General features: G+C 69.1%; 16 protein-coding genes. 10 read left to right on the top strand and 6 right to left on the bottom strand.

Going from position 1 to position 16,607, the window contains the following annotated elements:
- Positions 1-44 precede the first annotated feature (44 nt).
- Positions 45-1,037 carry a serine hydrolase gene (locus GXK59_RS00575; protein ID WP_237393718.1) on the bottom strand — a complete coding sequence of 331 codons (993 nt, stop codon included), beginning with the start codon at positions 1,035-1,037 and terminating at the stop codon, positions 45-47.
- Between the two features lie 130 nt (positions 1,038-1,167).
- Between GXK59_RS00575 and uraD the strand changes: the two genes are divergently transcribed.
- The 3 genes from uraD to nboR are packed head-to-tail and all read left to right on the top strand — an operon-like array spanning position 1,168 to position 2,617.
- Positions 1,168-1,665, top strand: coding sequence for a 2-oxo-4-hydroxy-4-carboxy-5-ureidoimidazoline decarboxylase (gene uraD / locus GXK59_RS00570; RefSeq protein WP_160663496.1), 498 nt, complete (start codon positions 1,168-1,170; stop codon positions 1,663-1,665).
- Positions 1,662-2,003 carry a hydroxyisourate hydrolase gene (gene uraH, locus GXK59_RS00565; protein WP_160663494.1) on the top strand — a complete coding sequence of 114 codons (342 nt, stop codon included), beginning with the start codon at positions 1,662-1,664 and terminating at the stop codon, positions 2,001-2,003. The genes uraD and uraH overlap by 4 nt, the downstream gene beginning before the upstream one ends.
- Positions 2,004-2,008: 5 nt before the next feature.
- Positions 2,009-2,617 (top strand): nicotine blue oxidoreductase, encoded by a 609-nt coding sequence (gene nboR, locus GXK59_RS00560; RefSeq protein WP_237393717.1) that lies wholly within the window; start codon positions 2,009-2,011, stop codon positions 2,615-2,617.
- A 110-nt stretch (positions 2,618-2,727) separates the two neighbouring features.
- On the opposite strand, the gene GXK59_RS00555 is transcribed toward nboR, so the two are convergent.
- The 5 genes from GXK59_RS00555 to GXK59_RS00535 form a co-directional block, all read right to left on the bottom strand.
- Positions 2,728-3,468, bottom strand: coding sequence for a HEAT repeat domain-containing protein (locus tag GXK59_RS00555; protein ID WP_160663492.1), 741 nt, complete (start codon positions 3,466-3,468; stop codon positions 2,728-2,730).
- A 51-nt stretch (positions 3,469-3,519) separates the two neighbouring features.
- A complete protein-coding gene (locus tag GXK59_RS00550) occupies positions 3,520-4,503 on the bottom strand; it encodes an aldo/keto reductase (protein ID WP_160663490.1) in 984 nt (327 codons plus the stop codon).
- Positions 4,504-4,510: 7 nt separating this feature from the next.
- Positions 4,511-7,411, bottom strand: a complete 2,901-nt coding sequence (locus tag GXK59_RS00545; RefSeq protein ID WP_160663488.1) for a molybdopterin-dependent oxidoreductase — start codon at positions 7,409-7,411, stop codon at positions 4,511-4,513.
- Between the two features lie 2 nt (positions 7,412-7,413).
- Entirely contained in the window at positions 7,414-8,364 is a 951-nt protein-coding gene (locus tag GXK59_RS00540) for an FAD binding domain-containing protein (protein WP_160663486.1), read from the bottom strand.
- Positions 8,365-8,472: 108 nt separating this feature from the next.
- Positions 8,473-8,967 (bottom strand): nucleoside deaminase, encoded by a 495-nt coding sequence (locus GXK59_RS00535; protein WP_160663484.1) that lies wholly within the window; start codon positions 8,965-8,967, stop codon positions 8,473-8,475.
- A 488-nt stretch (positions 8,968-9,455) separates the two neighbouring features.
- Between GXK59_RS00535 and pucL the strand changes: the two genes are divergently transcribed.
- The 7 genes from pucL to allB all read left to right on the top strand — a co-directional run bounded on the left by pucL (position 9,456) and on the right by allB (position 16,601).
- Entirely contained in the window at positions 9,456-10,364 is a 909-nt protein-coding gene (gene pucL / locus GXK59_RS00530; RefSeq protein ID WP_160663482.1) for a factor-independent urate hydroxylase, read from the top strand.
- A 144-nt stretch (positions 10,365-10,508) separates the two neighbouring features.
- Positions 10,509-12,107 carry a malate synthase A gene (gene aceB, locus GXK59_RS00525; RefSeq protein WP_160663480.1) on the top strand — a complete coding sequence of 533 codons (1,599 nt, stop codon included), beginning with the start codon at positions 10,509-10,511 and terminating at the stop codon, positions 12,105-12,107.
- A gap of 3 nt (positions 12,108-12,110) precedes the next feature.
- A complete protein-coding gene (locus GXK59_RS00520) occupies positions 12,111-13,397 on the top strand; it encodes a DUF6986 family protein (protein ID WP_160663478.1) in 1,287 nt (428 codons plus the stop codon).
- A 36-nt stretch (positions 13,398-13,433) separates the two neighbouring features.
- The gene (locus GXK59_RS00515; protein ID WP_160663476.1) at positions 13,434-14,249 is read left to right on the top strand and encodes a bifunctional allantoicase/(S)-ureidoglycine aminohydrolase; all 816 of its coding nucleotides are present in this window, start codon (positions 13,434-13,436) and stop codon (positions 14,247-14,249) included.
- 23 nt (positions 14,250-14,272) lie between these two features.
- A complete protein-coding gene (locus GXK59_RS00510) occupies positions 14,273-14,434 on the top strand; it encodes a glycine zipper domain-containing protein (RefSeq protein WP_160663474.1) in 162 nt (53 codons plus the stop codon).
- Positions 14,435-14,473: 39 nt separating this feature from the next.
- The gene (locus GXK59_RS00505; RefSeq protein ID WP_160663472.1) at positions 14,474-15,265 is read left to right on the top strand and encodes a hydroxypyruvate isomerase family protein; all 792 of its coding nucleotides are present in this window, start codon (positions 14,474-14,476) and stop codon (positions 15,263-15,265) included.
- Complete coding sequence (gene allB, locus GXK59_RS00500; protein WP_160663470.1) at positions 15,258-16,601, top strand: allantoinase AllB; 1,344 nt, start codon at positions 15,258-15,260, stop codon at positions 16,599-16,601. The genes GXK59_RS00505 and allB overlap by 8 nt, the downstream gene beginning before the upstream one ends.
- The last annotated feature ends 6 nt before the right edge of the window (positions 16,602-16,607 follow it).

The raw sequence follows: 16,607 nt of genomic DNA, 5'->3' as shown, positions 1-16,607 counted from the left end.
GGCAAAGTGCCCCCGGACGGCTGAGGAAAGCCGGACACCGACCCCTAGAACAAGGCGTCAGTGACGGCCTCGGTCACCTGGTGGATGACTTCGGTCCGCTCCGGGACGCTGCCGAGGCCGGCACCCTTGGTGTAGACCACCAGGGCATAGGCCTTGCCGCCCTGGGTGAGGATCCCGGCGTCGTGCAGCTCCCCGCCCAGCAGGCCGTACTTATGGAAGACGGTGATGCCGGCGGGAGCAGCGGCCGGGATGAGCGTTTCGTAGTTGGTGTCCTGCATGTAGGCCAGGAGCTGTTCGGTGTCCGCAGGTTCCAGCAGCGTTCCGGAGTAGAGGCCGGCCAGAATGTGGGCCATGTCCGCCGGGGTGAGTGTGTTGCTTTCGGGGCTGTAGTCCACCCCCATCGAGGCCGCGTAGTCCGTCAGCTCCTCGTGGCCCACCGCGTCCATGATCAGCGACCAGGAGTCGTTGTCGCTCTGCTGGATCATCGCCCGCAGCTGGAACTCCGCGGTGTAGGCCCCCAGTGGATCGCCGAGCGAGGCCTCCCCGGTTTCGACCAGGTGGTAGTACGCCTCGGCGGCCAGGACCTTGGCCGTGCTTGCGGCGACGAAGGCCGCATCCACACCGTATTCGTGCACAGCTTCGGCGACCTCCGCACCCTCCGACAGATCGAGGAGCGCGACGCCGATCTGGTAGTCACTGTTGGCGTCGATGATGCCGTTGATTTTGGCGTCCAGCTCCGCGTCGATGGCCCCCGCGGCCGGTGTGGTGGGTGAAACGGCGGGCGTGGCGGCCGGTGACGCGGTCGACGCGGCCGATGCCGGGACTGACGCTTGGCTGTTGGTCACATTCCCGGACTGGACAACCGCCGTCGAACGGGCCTGCGCGGCGGAGTGGACGCCGGCGCCCAGCGCCACCGCCAGAATTGCCGCGCACGCCGCCATCACGAGTGCCCGGGTGCGCCGGAACGCCCGGGAGCGCAGCCTCCCGCGTGCGCCGCCGCGGCGGCGACCAAGCCGCTGTGGCGTGGGCTCTTCCATAGTCGCCCACGCTAGCCACGCGACCTATGCAAAACCTTTGAATCAGCTGTCACCGCACACATCAGGAAGGTTCCCGGACTAACGTGGGCCTAAACCGTGAATGCCAGCATCGAACACGAGGACCTGCCTCATGCATCTTGACCAGTTCAACGCGGCCAGCCGCACGGAGGCGGCCGATGCCCTGCGCCCCTGCCTGGACATCCAGCGCTGGATCGACGGGCTCGCCGACGCGCGGCCGTACTCCGACGTCGAAGCACTCCTGGCGGCGGGCCGCGCCGCAGCCGACCCGTTCACGCCGTCGGAAATCGAGGCAGCGCTCGCCCGCCACCCTCGGATCGGCGAGCGGGCCCAGGGAGACAGCACGGAGGCCAGGCTTTCCCGGTCGGAACAGGCCGGACTCGGCGCGGCTGACGCGGCCGTCACGGAGGCCCTGGCGGACGGCAACCGCGCCTACGAGGAGAAGTTCGGCCAGGTGTTCCTGATCCGTGCAGCCGGCCGCAGCCGCGAGGAGATCCTGGCCGCCCTGACCACCCGGCTCGCCCACACCCCCGAGGAAGAACAGGCAATAATTGGCCAGCAGCTGCGGGAGATCGTGGTGCTCAGACTCGAAGGACTGATGGGCAGATGAGCGTTTCCCACATCACCACCCACGTGCTCGACACCGGCTCCGGCAAACCCGCGGCCGGTGTCCCGGTCACCCTCCAGATGCTCGACGGCGAACGCTGGGTCCGGATCGCCGAGGGCGCCACGGACGCCGACGGACGCGTCAAACAGCTGGGCCCGGACCGGCTGCCCTCGGGAACCTACCGCCTGGCCTTCGATACGGGAGAGTACTTCGCCGCCAGCGGCACCGAATCGTTCTTCCCGGAGGTGGCTATCACGTTCGGCGTGGTGGAGTCGGAGGCGCACTACCATGTGCCGCTCCTGCTGAGCCCGTTCGCGTACTCCACCTACCGGGGCAGCTGAAGCCAGTGAGCGACATCGGGGCACCACGCACGACGGCGGTGCTCCTTGCCGCCGGCGCCGGGATACGGCTGGGGCGCGGGCCCAAGGCCCTGCTCCCGTTCCGCGGCCGCACGCTCGTTGAAGTGCTCGCCGACGTGCTGCTCGCGGGCGGCTGCCGGGAAGTGGTGGTGGTCCTTGGTGCGGGCGCAGCAATGGTCCGCGCCGGCACCGACCTCAGCCGGCACCACGTCATCGACAACCCGGACTGGGACACAGGGATGGGCGGCTCGTTCCGGCTGGGAGTTGCCGCGGCAGCCCCGGAGGACCATGTGCTCATGGCGCTGGTGGACCAGCCCGGACTGACGGCTGAGACGGTCGCGCGGCTGCTGGCGTCCCACCAACCGGGCCGGGTGACGGCCGCCGGCTACCGGGGGCCCGACGGCACACTCCGGCGCGGGCATCCGCTGCTGCTGGATGCCACCCTGCGTGCTGAGGCCGCGGACTCTGCCACGGGCGACGCCGGGGCACGCTTCTTCCTGCAGGCCCACCCGGAGCTGGTCGACCTCGTGGACTGCAGCGACCTCTCCAGCGGCGAGGACCTCGATGCGCCGGACCAGCTGCCCCTGCTCGACTAGGGTCAAGCGCAGCCGGGCCCCAAACCGAACACTGCCACCAACCCCGACGCGGAGTCAGATACCGGCCCATTAAGACGCCTCCATGGGCCGGATCTGACCTCGCGTTGCGGTCATGGACCGGCGCGATTCAGTACTTCGGCCACGCGTTCTGCAGCTGCCGGATCAGCCCTGGCCAGCCGCGCCTTCTTGAGGTTCTCCCGCACGATCCAGCGCACATCCTTGTCGTCGCTGGCCGCCCACCGTTCCAGGCGCCCAAAGCCCTCCGACGGCGCGCCCGCAATGGCAACACTCCAGCAGTAACCGAGCCCCTGCCGCAGCACACGGAACTCGTCGGTGCGCCGTGACTGACCTTCCATGCCACTGACTGACACCGTGATCCGGTCCAGGACGTCCAGGGCCCGGACGGCGTCGCCCGGCGCGCCCAGCAGGCGGGGTTCACAGATACCCGCCGCGATGGCGCGCTGCACCAGCGGCGGACCATCCACCCACTCTTCGGCCACGGCCCACAACCCCGGCATATCAGCGTCGCCGAGCCTCTGCAGGGCCATTGCGACGCCCTCGCGCACGCGCCAGCGCGGATCGGCCGCCAGCGCCCTGAGAGTCTCCGCGGCGTGCGGCTCGCCGTCGGCCAGCAGGCGGCCAAAGCCGACGGCGCCGCACGTCGCCAGGTATTCGTCCTGGCTCGACGCGCACAGTCGTATCAATTCGGGGTCGGCCACATCGGCAAACGCCTCGGCAAGTTCGATGTTCCCCCGGGGACCGGGAAGGCCGGATTCGGCGTTCAGGTAAGCCGCCCACTGCTCAGGTGGGAACGACGCCAGGGCCGCCCTGTAGTCCGATCGTTTGCCCACCAGTGAACTCCTCGCTGCCGACGTGCGCCCTACCGCGGAGAATCGTGCGCCCTACCAGCGCGGGTGGATCGTTTCGCGGAAGTAGCGGTCATAGATTTCGTGGACGCCGACGTCGAACGTTGCGTCAATGCCGCTGACCGACGCCGCTTCGGCGTTGGCGCGGGCCTGGTCCACGTTCCGCGCGCCGGGGATCACCGTGCTGACGCCGTCCTGCGCCGCGATCCAGGCGATGGCCGCCTGGGCGGTGCTGACGCCGTCGGGCACCAGTTCCTCGAACTCTGCCACCGCTTTGAGGCCCTGCCCGAAGTCCACGCCGGAGAAGGTCTCCCCGACATCGAACGCCGAGCCGGTGCGGTTGTAGTTCCGGTGGTCGTCCGCCGCGAAGGACGTGTCCGCGGTGTACTTGCCCGAGAGCAGCCCCGAGGCGAGCGGCACGCGGGCGATGATGCCGACGCCGGCAGCCTCCGCCGCGGGCAGCACCTCGTCCAGCGGCTTGAGCCGGAAAGCGTTGAGGATGATCTGCACGGTGGCCGTGCCGGCGTGCCGCAAGGCTTCGAAGGCTTCGTCGGTCCGCTCCACGCTGACGCCGTAGTTCCGGATGGCCCCCTCGGCCACGAGGGTGTCCAGCGCGTCGTAGACCTCGGCGTTGCTGTACACGGCGGTGGGCGGGCAGTGCAGCTGGACCAGGTCCAGCTGCTCGGCGCCCAGGTTGCGCCGGGACCGGTCCGTCCACTCGCGGAAATTGGCGAGGTTGTAGTGCTCCGGCCGCTGCTCCACCCGGCGGCCCATCTTCGTGGCGACCGTGATCTCCAGGCCCGGGTTGTTCGCAAGGAAGGCTCCGATAGCCTGCTCGCTGCGGCCGTCGCCATAAACGTCCGCGGTGTCGAAGAATGTGACACCGGCTTCCACGGAGGCGGCCAGGATGGCCTGCGCCTGCGCGGGGTCCACGTTGCCCCAGTCCGCGCCCAGCTGCCAGGTCCCCAGTCCAACGATGGAGACGTTCCGTCCGGTCTTGCCCAAGATTCGCTGTTCCATCATCCGACTATAGGCCGTTGGCGCCCGCCAATGGCTGGGCCAGGCCAGCTTCCTTCAGGCCGAGGTAGATCTTGTCCCGGGCGATGGGCAGCTCCGCGAACCGGACCCCCGTGGCGTTCCGGATGGCGTTGGCCAGCGCCGGCGCCACCGGATTGAACGGGCTCTCGCTCATGGACTTCGCACCCAGCGGGCCCAGCTTGTCGGACGTGTCGGCGAAGTACACCTCGCTGCGCGGCACGTCCGCGAAGGTCGGGATGTGGTACTGCCGGAGGATGTCCGTGGTGACCCGTCCGGCGTCGTCCACCCTGACCTCCTCATACAGCGCAGCGCCCAGCGCCTGCGCGATGCCGCCCTCGATCTGCCCGCGGCACTGCCTCGGATTGACCACCACACCGGCGTCGGCGGCCTGGACGCTTTGCAGGATCCGCAGTTCCCCCGTCCCGGTGTGGACCGCCACCCGGAAACCGTGGACGTTGAACGCCACCGACCGCGGGGTCCCGGCCCAATGCCCCTCGCCGGAGAGGTCGACGCCGGCCGCCGCGGCGCCGTCGTGCAGTTCCGCCAGCGGAACCCGGGCTCCCCCGCAGACGACGGCGTCAGCCTGCAGCACGCAGCCGGAGGCCTGGACCTGGTGGATTCCGGCGGCGAAGGCGCGGATCCGCACGGCCAGGTCCTCGGCCGCGGCCAGGGTCGCCTTGCCGGCCACCACGGTCCCGGCCGAGCCGAAGGCGCCGGAATCGTGGTCCACGAGGTCCGTGTCCGACTGCCGGACCGTGATCCGGTCTGCGGTGGTGGACAGGGCGGTGGCGGCGAGCTGGGCGTGCACGGTGGTGGTGCCGTTGCCGAACTCCGCGGTTCCCACGTCCACCTGGTAGCTGCCGCCGGGCAGGACCCGGATTTTGGCATGCGCGAAGTGGCCCCGCGGCGGGACGGTGTCGATCATGGACAGCGCCGTCCCCTCCCCCGTGACCCAGTCCGGGCCGAGGTCCCCGAGCCCGGCGGCGGCGTAGCGTTCCCGGCCCCGCGCCAGGGCGTCCTGCACCAGCTGCGTGCACTGGTCCAGCCCGTAGCTGCCATAGAGGACGTCCTCCTGCGGGTCGGGGCGGGTGGAGAGCATGTCGTCGCCCTCGCGGACCATGTTGCGGCGGCGGAACTCCATCGGGTCCATGCCGATTCCGGTGGCGAGCTCGTCAATGGCGGACTCGATCGCGAAGATCATCTGACTCAGCCCATAGCCGCGGAAGGCGCCGGAGGGCACGGTGTTGGTGTAGACGGCGTGCGCGTCCACTTTCTTGTTGGCGCAGTTGTACACGCCCAGGGATTCGCCGCAGCCGTGGAACATCACGCCCACGGAATGGTTGCCGTAGGCGCCGGCGTTGGTCAGGACCTCCAGCTGCAGGGCCGTCAGCCTGCCGTCATTGCTGGCGGCGGCCTTGAGGTGGACGGTGAACGGATGCCGGACGGTGGCCGCCGTGAACTGCTCGGTGCGGGTGAACTCGAGCTGCACCGGGCGCCGGAGTTTCAGCGCCGCGAGGGCCACGATGTCCTCGGTGAGGACTTCCTGCTTGCCGCCGAAGCCGCCACCCACGCGTCCCGCGACCACCCTGATCCGCGCCTCCGGCAGGCCGAAGAGCCGGCCCAGGGTGCGCCGGACCAGGAACGGCACCTGGCTGGAGGTGCGGACCTGCAGCCGGCCGTCGGCGTCGACCGAGGCGATGGCGGCGTGGGTCTCCAGCGCGGTGTGCGCCACCCGCTGCGTCCGGTACGTCTGCTCGTGGATGAAGTCCGCGGTGGCGAAGGCCGCCGCGACGTCGCCCAGTTCGGAGTGCAGCCCGGCCACGACGTTCTGTTCCGGCCGGCAGATGCGGGCCGTTTGGGCATCCTTGGCGCCGTGGACCAGCGGGGCCCCGGGGCGCATCGCCTCCTGCGGGGTGAACACCGCTTCCAGCACCTGGTACTGGACTTTCAGCGCCCGGACGCCGGCTTCCGCCGCGGCGACGGTATCGGCGACGACGGCGGCGATCCGCTGCCCGACGAACCGGACGACGTCGTCCAGTACGCGCGTGTCGTCCGGATCGTCGGTGTAGAGCTCATGCTGCGCCGTGGAAAACAGCTGCGCGGGCGCGTCCTCGTGGGTGAAGACCGCCTCCACGCCAGGGATCCGCAGGGCCTCGGTGGCGTCGATGGACAGCACGCGGGCGTGGGCGTGAGGCGAGCGCAGGAGCTTCACGTGCAGGAGCCCGGAGAGCTCCGCCGCGGGCACGTCGAGCGTGAAGCGCGCCGTGCCGGTGACGATCGCCTGGCTGGCGGGCGCCCGGACGTCGTCGCCGAGCTGGCCGGGGCGCGGATCGGGCTGGCCCTCACCGGCGGTCCCGGGCCCCGGCCCCGAGGGGTCCGGGTGCCTGGATTCGCCGTGCGCGGCCTCGCCGCAAACGGCGTCGGCGATGGCCCGGTAGCCGGTGCAGCGGCACAGGTTCCCCTTGAGGTTCCGCGGCAGGTCGGCTTTCTGCTCGTCGTCGAAGGTGGCCGCCGTCATCACCACGCCCGCGGTGCAGAAACCGCACTGGAAGCCCTGACGTTCCATGAACTGCTGCTGCATCGGATGCAGGGCGGCACCGGGTCCGGTGCCGGCGAGGCCCTCCACGGTGGTGACGGCCCGGCCTTCGGCGCGGACCGCGGGGTAGATGCAGCTGTGCACGGGAACGCCGTCGACGTGGACGGTGCAGGCACCGCAGTCCCCGCCGTCGCACCCTTTCTTCACGCCGAAGTTACCCTGCTCCCGCAGGAACGTCCGCAGGCACTGCCCCGGCCGCGGTACGGCCTGCGCCGGAGCGCCGTTGATCCAAATTGTGCCGTTGATCCAAATTGCGCCGTTGATCCTAATTGCGCCGTTGATCTCGATGGCCATACTCAGGCCCCTTCCTGCCGTGCCGGAGCCTGCGGTGTGGGACGCGGCGGCCAGAAGTCGCCGGAAACGCGTGCCGGTACAGTGCCTGCCGGGGACGCCAGTTCGGCGCGGATTTCCGCGGCGAGCCGGTAGGTCATGTCCTTGCGCCAGGCGGGCAGGCCGTGGACGTCGTCGTGGTAGAGCCCGTCCGGGATTGCGGCGTCGAGCGCGGCGGACAGTTCGGCTACCGTACCGGTTCCAGTGCCGCTGCCGCTGCCGGAGCCGAGGCGCAGCTGCACGGGGCGTTTGGTCGCGGCGGTGACGGTGAGGACCAGTCCGCCGCCGGCGTCGAGCCGTCCGATCAGCAGTGCCCCGGAACGGCCCAGGTTGCTCAGTGACAGCCGGCGGAACGCCACCCGGGAGGCCAGGGCAGACGCCGGCAGCTGGACGCTGCGCAGCAGCTCGCCGGGGGCCAGGCAGTTGCGCCCGTCCCCCGTGACGAACTCCGCCACCGGGACGGTGCGGCTGGCGCCGCCTTTGCCGAGCACCGTGGCCACGCCGTCCAGTGCCGCGCAGAGCGAGATCACGGGTCCGGCAGGCAGGGACGTGCAGAGGTTGCCGCCCACGGTGGACATGTTCCAGACCTTGAACGACGCCACGAACGAATCGCAGCACGGCCGGATCAGCTCCAGCGCGGGCCACGCCGCCGCGCGGGACCGGCCGGCTTCACTCGCGGGCAGCGCATAGAGCTCTGCGACGGTGCAGGTGGCCGCGAGTTCGATCCCGGCTTCGGACACGGTGACGGCAGGCCAGCCGGTGGAGCCGAGGTCCAGGAGCCGCCGGAGCGGTTCCTTGCCGAATGCGTAGCTCCCATAGGAGAACAGCACGGTGCCGCCGGCCAGCCAGGCGTCCCCGGGCTGCCAGTCGGCCGGATCCGCGGTGCGGACCACGGCCTCGATGGTGTTTATGTCCATGGCGTCTCCTGGTGCTGCGGGGTGTGGCGCCCGTGCGGCGGTGGTGTGCACATTCTCGTTCGGAACCTTGGCCGGGGGAAGCACCGCCCCGGCCGGGTGCGCCGGATCCTAGTAGTCGATCCGGGTCTGCAGGTTGTTCCAGGTGGTGAAAGGCTGCAGCACGGGCGGCGCCGCCGGACCGTCCAGCACCAGCTTGCGCACGGGCAGGAGAGCCTCGGGCTGGTTGTTCTCGAAGTACTCGTAGAACACGGCGTCGTCGAAACCGACAGAGGCTGCGTCGTGGCGGTCGGCGGCGAAAACCACCCGGTCCACGCGGGCCCAGAGGGCGGAGGCCAGGCGCATGGGGCACGGTTCGCAGCTGGTGTAGAGCGTGGCGCCGCTGAGCTCGAACCGGCCAAGTTCGGTGCAGGCCCGGCGGATGGCCGTGACCTCGGCGTGGGCGGTGGGATCGTTGGTGGCGGTGACGCGGTTGACGCCGTCGAACGATTGACCGTCCGCCGTGACGATGACGGCCCCGAACGGTCCTCCGCTGTTCATGACGTTGGCCGTGGCCAGCTCGATGGACCGGGCGAGATACGCCTGGTCCGTGACGGTGACAGTCATGATGCGACTCCCTTTTGCTGTGGAAGCCGGTACCCCGTGGCGGAACGTAATCAGCCAACTGCGTCGGTTACCAGGCTTCAGCGTGTGCGTTGAAGGTTAAGTTGCGCCTGGTAGATAGCCTCCCGGGTCCCGGGTGCCCGCCTTTGACACCAGCGAGACTAGCAGCGGAACCGGGACTCCGCCACAGAGCGGCGGAGGTAGTTTTTGGCGAGGTGAAATCCATGTTTCTGTCCCGTCACTGCGCCCTTTTCGGAGGTGCCGGATCATCCAGCGTGTCATGTACACCGCCGCCCGTCCGGGTTAGCCTTGGGGATATCTCGTGGCGCAGGTCACGTAACCTGGGAGCAGCAGGCAGGGTTGTAATGAGCTGGCGTCAACTGGCGTCGGCTCATTTTTGTGGGACGGCGGCGGCGGAAACGAACGCGAAATGCGGCCGAAATTTCTATCTGGGATTTTGATTCCACCTACCGGAAGTTGGGAACCCCACCATGACAAACAAGATCGTCCTTGGTCAGAACCAGTACGGCAAGGCCGAAGTCCGTGTCGTCAAGATCAGCCGCGACACGGAACGCCACGAGATTGAAGACCTCAACGTCACCTCGCAACTCCGCGGAGACTTCGCCGCGGCACACCTTGAAGGCGACAACAGCCACGTAGTGGCTACGGATACGCAGAAGAACACCATCTACGCCTTCGCCCGCGACGGCATCGGCTCCCCGGAGGCGTTCCTTCTCCGGCTCGGCGAGCACTTCACCTCAGGCTTCGGCTGGGTGAACGGCGGCCGCTGGGAAGCCGAGTCGTACCGCTGGGACCGGATCCAGGCCCACGGCGCGGCCCACGACCACTCCTTCGTGCGCAACGGCCAGGAGGTGCGCACCGCGGTCCTGGTCCGCGACGGCGCAGACCAGCACCTGCTGTCGGGCCTCACAGACCTCACCGTCCTCAAATCCACGCAGTCCGGTTTTGTGGGTTACCCGCGGGACAGGTACACCACCCTGCCGGAGACCACAGACCGGATCCTAGCCACCGAGGTTTCCGCCCGCTGGCGGTACAAGACCGGCACGGATTTCAGCGCCCTCGATTTCAACAAGGGCTACGAGGACGTCAAGGCCCTGCTGCTGGAAGGCTTCACCGAAAAGTACTCGCACGCCCTGCAGCAGACCCTGTTCGACATGGGCGCCAAGGTCCTCGAGGCTCACAGCGGGATCGACGAAATCAGGTTCTCGATGCCCAACAAGCACCACTTCCTGGTGGACCTCTCACCGTTTGGCCTCGACAACCCCAACGAGGTCTTCTTTGCGGCCGACCGCCCGTACGGCCTGATCGAGGCAACCGTGCAGCGCGACGACACGGTGCCGGCCGACGCCGCCTGGTCCGGCATTGCCGGGTTCTGCTAGGGACGGGCTCAGCCGTGACCGGCGGAGGGCGGCCGGAATCTAGCCCCGGGACGCTAGTGTGTTCGCCATGGCCGACCCGCATCGCGGCTGCAGCATTCCCGCCGCCTGATGCACTGCCTGATTCACCGACCAGGAAGGACCACAATGGCTCTCACCATTTCAGCCGCCACCCCCGTTGACCGTGCGGAGGAGATCCTCACCCCCGAGGCCCTGGCCTTCATCGAGGAACTGCACCTGCGTTTCGCCGCCACCCGCGGGGACCTGCTCAAGGCCCGCGCCGTCAAACGCGAGGAGGCGGCCCGCACCGGCCGGCTCGATTTCCTGCCGGGGACCCGCGATATCCGCGAGGGCGAGTGGAGAGTTGCCGCGGCCCCCGTAGCCCTGCAGGACCGCCGCGTGGAAATGACGGGCCCGGCCGCACCGGCGAAGATGGCGATCAATGCACTGAACTCCGGGGCTAAAGTCTGGCTCGCCGACCTCGAGGACGCCAGCACCCCGACCTGGCCCAACGTGATCGAATCGATCCTGAACCTCCGCGACGCCGCGGCCGGCACCCTGGCCTACACGTCCCCGGAAGGGAAGGAATACACGCTCCGGACCGACGCCCCGCTGGCCGTCGTTGTGGCGCGCCCGCGCGGCTGGCACATGAGCGAGCGCCACCTGCTGATCGGCGGCGAACCCGCCGTGGGCGCCCTGGTGGACTTCGGCCTGCACTTCTTCCACACCGCCAGGCAGTTGCTGGAGAACGGGCAGGGCCCGTACTACTATTTGCCCAAAATGGAGAGCCACCTCGAGGCCCGCCTCTGGAACCAGATCTTCGTTTTTGCGCAGGACTACCTCGGTATTCCGCAAGGCACCATCCGCGCCACCGTCCTGATCGAAACCATTCCCGCGGCGTTCGAAATGGACGAGATCCTCTACGAGCTCCGCGACCACGCCTCCGGACTGAACGCCGGACGCTGGGACTACCTGTTCAGCATCATCAAGTATTTCCGCGACGCCGGCCGGCGCTTTGTGCTGCCGGACCGCGCCACCGTCGCCATGACCGCACCGTTTATGCGCGCCTACACCGAACTGCTGGTCAAAACCTGCCACCACCGCGGAGCCTTCGCCATGGGCGGCATGGCGGCCGTCATTCCCAACCGCCGCGAGCCCGAGGTGACAGCCCAGGCCTTCGGGAAGGTGCGCGCGGACAAAACCCGCGAGGCGAACGACGGCTTTGACGGTTCCTGGGTGGCCCACCCGGACCTGGTGCCGGTCTGCCGCGACGTCTTTGACGCCGTCCTCGGCGAGCGGCCGAACCAGCTGGACAAGCAGCGCCCGGAAGTGTCCGTCACCGCGGACCAGCTCCTGGACATCGCCTCCGCCGGCGGGACCGTCACCGAAGCGGGTTTGCGCCTGAACGTCTACGTCGCCATCGCCTACACCGCGGTGTGGATCTCGGGCAACGGCGCCGTCGCCATCCACAACCTGATGGAGGACGCCGCGACGGCGGAGATCTCCCGCTCGCAGGTCTGGCAGCAGATCCGCAACCAGGTGGTCCTCGCCGACACCGGCCGGACCGTGACCCGTGAGCTGGTGTCCGGGATCCTGGCCGAGGAAATCGCGAAGCTCCGCGGCGAGGTGGGCGAGGACGCGTTCGCGAAGCACTACCTGCCGGCCAGCAAGCTCATCGGCGACCTGTGCCTCTCCGAGGACTACACGGACTTCCTCACCACTCCGGCTTACGAGCTGCTGGGCTAATCCGTGACCCTATCTCCCTCCGGGTCCTTCTCCGGCGCCGACCTGAGCAGGATCGATGCCCTGCTGGCGGCGACGGACCTGCTCCTGGAACGGAACTATCCCGGCGACGACGGCTCCCGGCAGCCGGTCCACACGGTCTATGTCCCGGCCGACCGCTTCACTCCTACCACCGCCGCCGACTGGGGCGCCCAGGCGCTGGCTGTGGCCGAAGCCCACGGCGGGCTGGAGCAGCTTGGCGCCCTGCTCGGCCAGGACCCGGCCCTGGCCGCCGCCGTCGCCTCCCGCGTGGCCGCGAAGCTGGGAAGCGAGCCCATCGAGGACCTTCGGCTGGACTTCGAGGACGGCTACGGGGACCGGGGTGACGACGCCGAAGACGCCGACGCCGTCGCGGCGGCGGACGCCGTCGCCGCTGCGGTGGCGGACGGGAGCGCCCCGCCGTTCATCGGGATCCGGTTCAAGTGTTTTGAGGCGAACACCCGTACCCGCGGGCTGCGCACCCTGGACCTCTTTGTCTCCGGCCTGGCCGCGGCCGGGGAGCTCCCGGACGGGCTGGTCCTCACCCTGCCCAAGGTCACCACCGTGGCGCAGGTCCAGGCGATGGACTATGCCGTGTCCCGGCTGGAGGACATCCACTTCCTGCCCGCCGGCCGCCTGCGGTTCGAGGTCCAAGTGGAAACGCCGCAGCTGATCCTGGGCCCGGACGGCACCTCCCCGGTGGCGCAGCTGCCGCACGCCGTTCCGGGCCGGATCAGCGCCCTGCACTACGGCACCTACGACTACTCGGCATCCCTGCAGATCCCCGCCGAATACCAATCGATGGAACACCCGGTGGCGGATTACGCCAAAGAGGTCATGCAGCTGGCCGTCGCCGGTACCGGCATCCGGCTCTCCGACGGTTCCACCAACGTCATCCCCGTCGGCGACGGCGTGCAGGACGCCTGGCGGCTCCATGGCCGACTGGTCCGCCGCTCGCTGGAACGCGGCTACTACCAGGGCTGGGACCTGCACCCGGCGCAGCTGCCGAGCCGCTTTGCCGCCACCTACGCGTTCTACCGGCAGGGACTTCCGGCCGCCGCCGCGCGGCTGCGCAACTATGTGGAGCGCACCGAGGGCGGCGTCATGGACGAACCCGCCACGGCCAGGGCACTGGCGGCCTTCGTGCTCCGCGGCATCCAGTGCGGTGCCGCCGGCGCGGAGGAAGTCCGTGCACTGACCGGCGTCGGGCTCCCGCAGCTGACGGCCCTGGCACACCCCCGGCTGGCACCGCCTGCAGCCTCCCGCACCCACTGACCTTTTTCACTGGCCTTTAAACAAAGGAGTCCACCCGTGAGCAACTATTTTTCACCCGAAGGCGGCCTGCCGCCGCAGACCCAGCTCCTCACCGACCGCGCCGTGGTCAAAGAGGCCTACACGGTCATCCCCAAGGGCGTGCTGCGCGACATCGTCACGTCCAACCTGCCCGGCTGGACCAGGACCCGCGCATGGATCATTGCCCGGCCCATCGCCGGCTTCGCCACGACCTTCTCGCAGCTGATCGTGGAAGTGGCACCGGGCGGCGGAAGCGACAAGCCCGAGGCGGAGTCCGGCGTCGAGGGCGTCATTTTCCTCACCAAGGGCGAACTGACCCTGACGCTCGACGGCGGGATCCACCACCTGGACGCCGGCGGCTACGCCTACCTCGCGGCGGGCTCGGACTGGAAAGTGTCCAACGACGGCGCAGCGGAGGCTGCGAGTTTCCAGTGGATCCGCAAGGCTTATGAGCCGCTGGAGGGGTACACGGCCAAATCCTTTGTCACCCGGGACCAGGACGTGGCGCCGTCCCCGATGCCGGGAACCGCCGGTGCCTGGGTGACCACCCGATTCGTGGACCCGGACGATCTGGCGCACGACATGCACGTCAACATCGTCACGTTCCAGCCCGGCGGGTCCATCCCCTTCGCCGAGACCCACGTGATGGAACACGGGCTCTTTGTCCTCGAGGGCAAGGCCGTCTACCGGCTCAACGACGACTGGGTGGAAGTCGAGGCCGGCGACTTCATGTGGCTCCGCGCCTTCTGCCCGCAGGCCTGCTACGCGGGCGGGCCGGGCCCGTTCCGCTACCTGCTCTACAAGGACGTCAACCGGCAGATCCGGCTGACGTAGGCGCAGCTTGCTAGCCTGAGGGGGTGAAGTACGAATCGCTGTGGATCGGAATGCTGGTTGGCGCGGCCCTCGGCTTCGCCATCGGCGTGGCCACGGCCGACAAGCCGTTCACCGGCTTCCTGATCGGACTGGGTGTCGGGGCGCTGGTGGGCCTGGCGGCCCGCAAGGACCCCAAGAAGGGGTAGTCCTTGGTCCAGCCACGTCCGCACCGGAAAGAACCCACCATGACGTATTCCGTGAACTGCTCCATCCTGCTGACCGAACTGCCCCTCCTCGAGCGGCCTGCCGCGGCGAAAGCCGCCGGCTTTGACGCCGTCGAGTTCTGGTGGCCGTTCGCAACCTCCGTCCCCGGCGATGCCGAGCTCGCCCGCTTCGAGCAGGCCATCACCGACGCGGGCGTCCAGCTGGCCGGCCTGAACTTCAACGCCGGCGACATGCCGGCCGGGGACCGGGGCCTGGTGTCCTGGCAGGGCCGCTCCTCCGAGTTCAGGGACAACATCGACGTGGTGGCCGGCATCGGCGGGCGGCTCGGCTGCACCTCGTTCAACGCCCTCTACGGGAACCGGCAGGACGGGATCACCCCGGAGGCCCAGGACGAGCTGGCAACCGCCAACCTCACGGCTGCGGCCGCTGCCGTGGCCCGCATCGGCGGCACCGTGCTGCTCGAACCGGTCAGCGGCGCCCCGCGCTACCCGCTCCTCACGGCCGACGACGCCCTCCGGGTCATCTCCCGCGTGCAGGAGGAAACCGGCGCGGAGAACATCCAGCTCCTCGCCGATTTCTACCACCTCTCGGTCAACGGTGACGACGTCGCCGCCGTTATCGAACGGCACGCCAAAGACTTCGGCCACATCCAGATCGCCGACAGCCCCGGCCGCGGGGCTCCCGGAACCGGTGAGCTGCCCCTCGGCGATTGGATCGCCCGCAGCCGCCAGCTCGGCTACGAGGGCTACATCAGCCTCGAATACAAGGAACCGTTGGCAACCGCCTTCGACTGGGAGAGCCTGAATGCCTGAAGAGTCCTTCGATCTCGTCATCCGCGGCCGGCGCGTCCTCACCACGGCAGGGATCGGGCCGCGGGAAGTGGGGGTGCGTGGCGGCAGGATCGTGGCCATCGAGCCGCTCGGCAACGGGCTCTCCGGCGCCGAGGTCATCGACCTCGCGGACGACGAAACCCTGCTTCCCGGGCTCGTGGACACCCACGTCCACGTCAACGAACCCGGCCGCACCGAGTGGGAGGGCTTTGCCTCCGCAACCCGCGCCGCGGCGGCCGGCGGCGTGACCACCATCATCGACATGCCGCTCAACAGCATCCCGCCCACCACCACGGTGGAAGCCCTCAAACTCAAACGCGAGGTCGCCGGGGACCAGGCGTTTGTGGACGTCGGGTTCTGGGGCGGGGCCGTCCCCGGCAACACCGCGGACCTCCGGCCGCTGCACGACGAGGGCGTCTTCGGCTTCAAGTGTTTCCTGCTGCACTCGGGCGTGGACGAGTTCCCCCAGCTGGACGCCGAGGAGCTGGAAGAGGACCTGGCCGAGCTGAAGTCCTTCGATGCCCTGATGATCGTGCACGCCGAGGACCCGCATGCGATCGAGCGCGCCCCGCACCCGGGCGGTGACCTGTACGCGACGTTCCTCGCGTCCCGTCCCCGCGGGGCCGAGAACAAGGCCATTGCCGAGGTGATCGAACGCGCCCGCTGGACCGGCGCCCGTGCCCACATCCTGCACCTCTCGTCGTCGGACGCCCTGCCCATGATCGCCAGCGCCAAGCGCGACGGCGTCCACCTCACGGTGGAGACGTGCCCGCATTACCTGACCCTCACGGCCGAGGAAATCCCCAACGGGGCCACCGCCTACAAGTGCTGCCCGCCCATCCGCGAGGCTTCCAACCGGGAACTGCTGTGGAAGGGCCTCCAGGACGGCACCATCGACTGCATCGTCTCGGACCACTCGCCCAGCACACTGGACCTCAAGGACCTGGAAAACGGCGACTTCGCGGTGGCCTGGGGCGGGGTCTCCTCACTCCAGCTGGGGTTGTCCCTGATCTGGACGGAGGCGCGGCACCGCGGCATCGCGCTGGAGCAGGTGGTGTCCTGGATGGCCCGCAAGCCCGCCGAACTGGCCCGGTTGAGCACCAAGGGCCAGCTCGCCCCGGGCTACGACGCGGACTTCTCCATCTTCGCGCCCGAGGAGGCCTTCGTGGTGGACGTCTCAAAGCTGAAGCACAAGAACCCCATCACCCCGTACGACGGCAAGGCACTCTCCGGCGTCGTCCGCCGAACCTTCCTGCGCGGACACGAGATCGACGGACGTACGCCCGGCGGAAAACTGCTCCGCCGCGGCGTTATCTGACGGCTC

Source organism: Pseudarthrobacter sp. ATCC 49987 (genome assembly GCF_009928425.1).
Taxonomy (GTDB): Bacteria; Actinomycetota; Actinomycetes; order Actinomycetales; family Micrococcaceae; genus Arthrobacter.
This window is presented reverse-complemented; position numbering and strand designations above follow the sequence as displayed.

What these genes read in the sequence shown, in the direction of transcription:
- uraD (WP_160663496.1), top strand. Translation starts at nt 1,168, where the DNA reads ATGCATCTTGACCAGTTCAACGCGGCCAGCCGCACGGAGGCGGCCGAT.
- allB (WP_160663470.1), top strand. Translation starts at nt 15,258, where the DNA reads ATGCCTGAAGAGTCCTTCGATCTCGTCATCCGCGGCCGGCGCGTCCTC.
- GXK59_RS00540 (WP_160663486.1), bottom strand. Translation starts at nt 8,364, where the DNA reads ATGGACATAAACACCATCGAGGCCGTGGTCCGCACCGCGGATCCGGCC.
- aceB (WP_160663480.1), top strand. Translation starts at nt 10,509, where the DNA reads ATGGCTCTCACCATTTCAGCCGCCACCCCCGTTGACCGTGCGGAGGAG.
- pucL (WP_160663482.1), top strand. Translation starts at nt 9,456, where the DNA reads ATGACAAACAAGATCGTCCTTGGTCAGAACCAGTACGGCAAGGCCGAA.
- uraH (WP_160663494.1), top strand. Translation starts at nt 1,662, where the DNA reads ATGAGCGTTTCCCACATCACCACCCACGTGCTCGACACCGGCTCCGGC.
- GXK59_RS00535 (WP_160663484.1), bottom strand. Translation starts at nt 8,967, where the DNA reads ATGACTGTCACCGTCACGGACCAGGCGTATCTCGCCCGGTCCATCGAG.
- GXK59_RS00575 (WP_237393718.1), bottom strand. Translation starts at nt 1,037, where the DNA reads ATGGAAGAGCCCACGCCACAGCGGCTTGGTCGCCGCCGCGGCGGCGCA.
- GXK59_RS00545 (WP_160663488.1), bottom strand. Translation starts at nt 7,411, where the DNA reads ATGGCCATCGAGATCAACGGCGCAATTAGGATCAACGGCGCAATTTGG.
- GXK59_RS00505 (WP_160663472.1), top strand. Translation starts at nt 14,474, where the DNA reads ATGACGTATTCCGTGAACTGCTCCATCCTGCTGACCGAACTGCCCCTC.
- GXK59_RS00550 (WP_160663490.1), bottom strand. Translation starts at nt 4,503, where the DNA reads ATGGAACAGCGAATCTTGGGCAAGACCGGACGGAACGTCTCCATCGTT.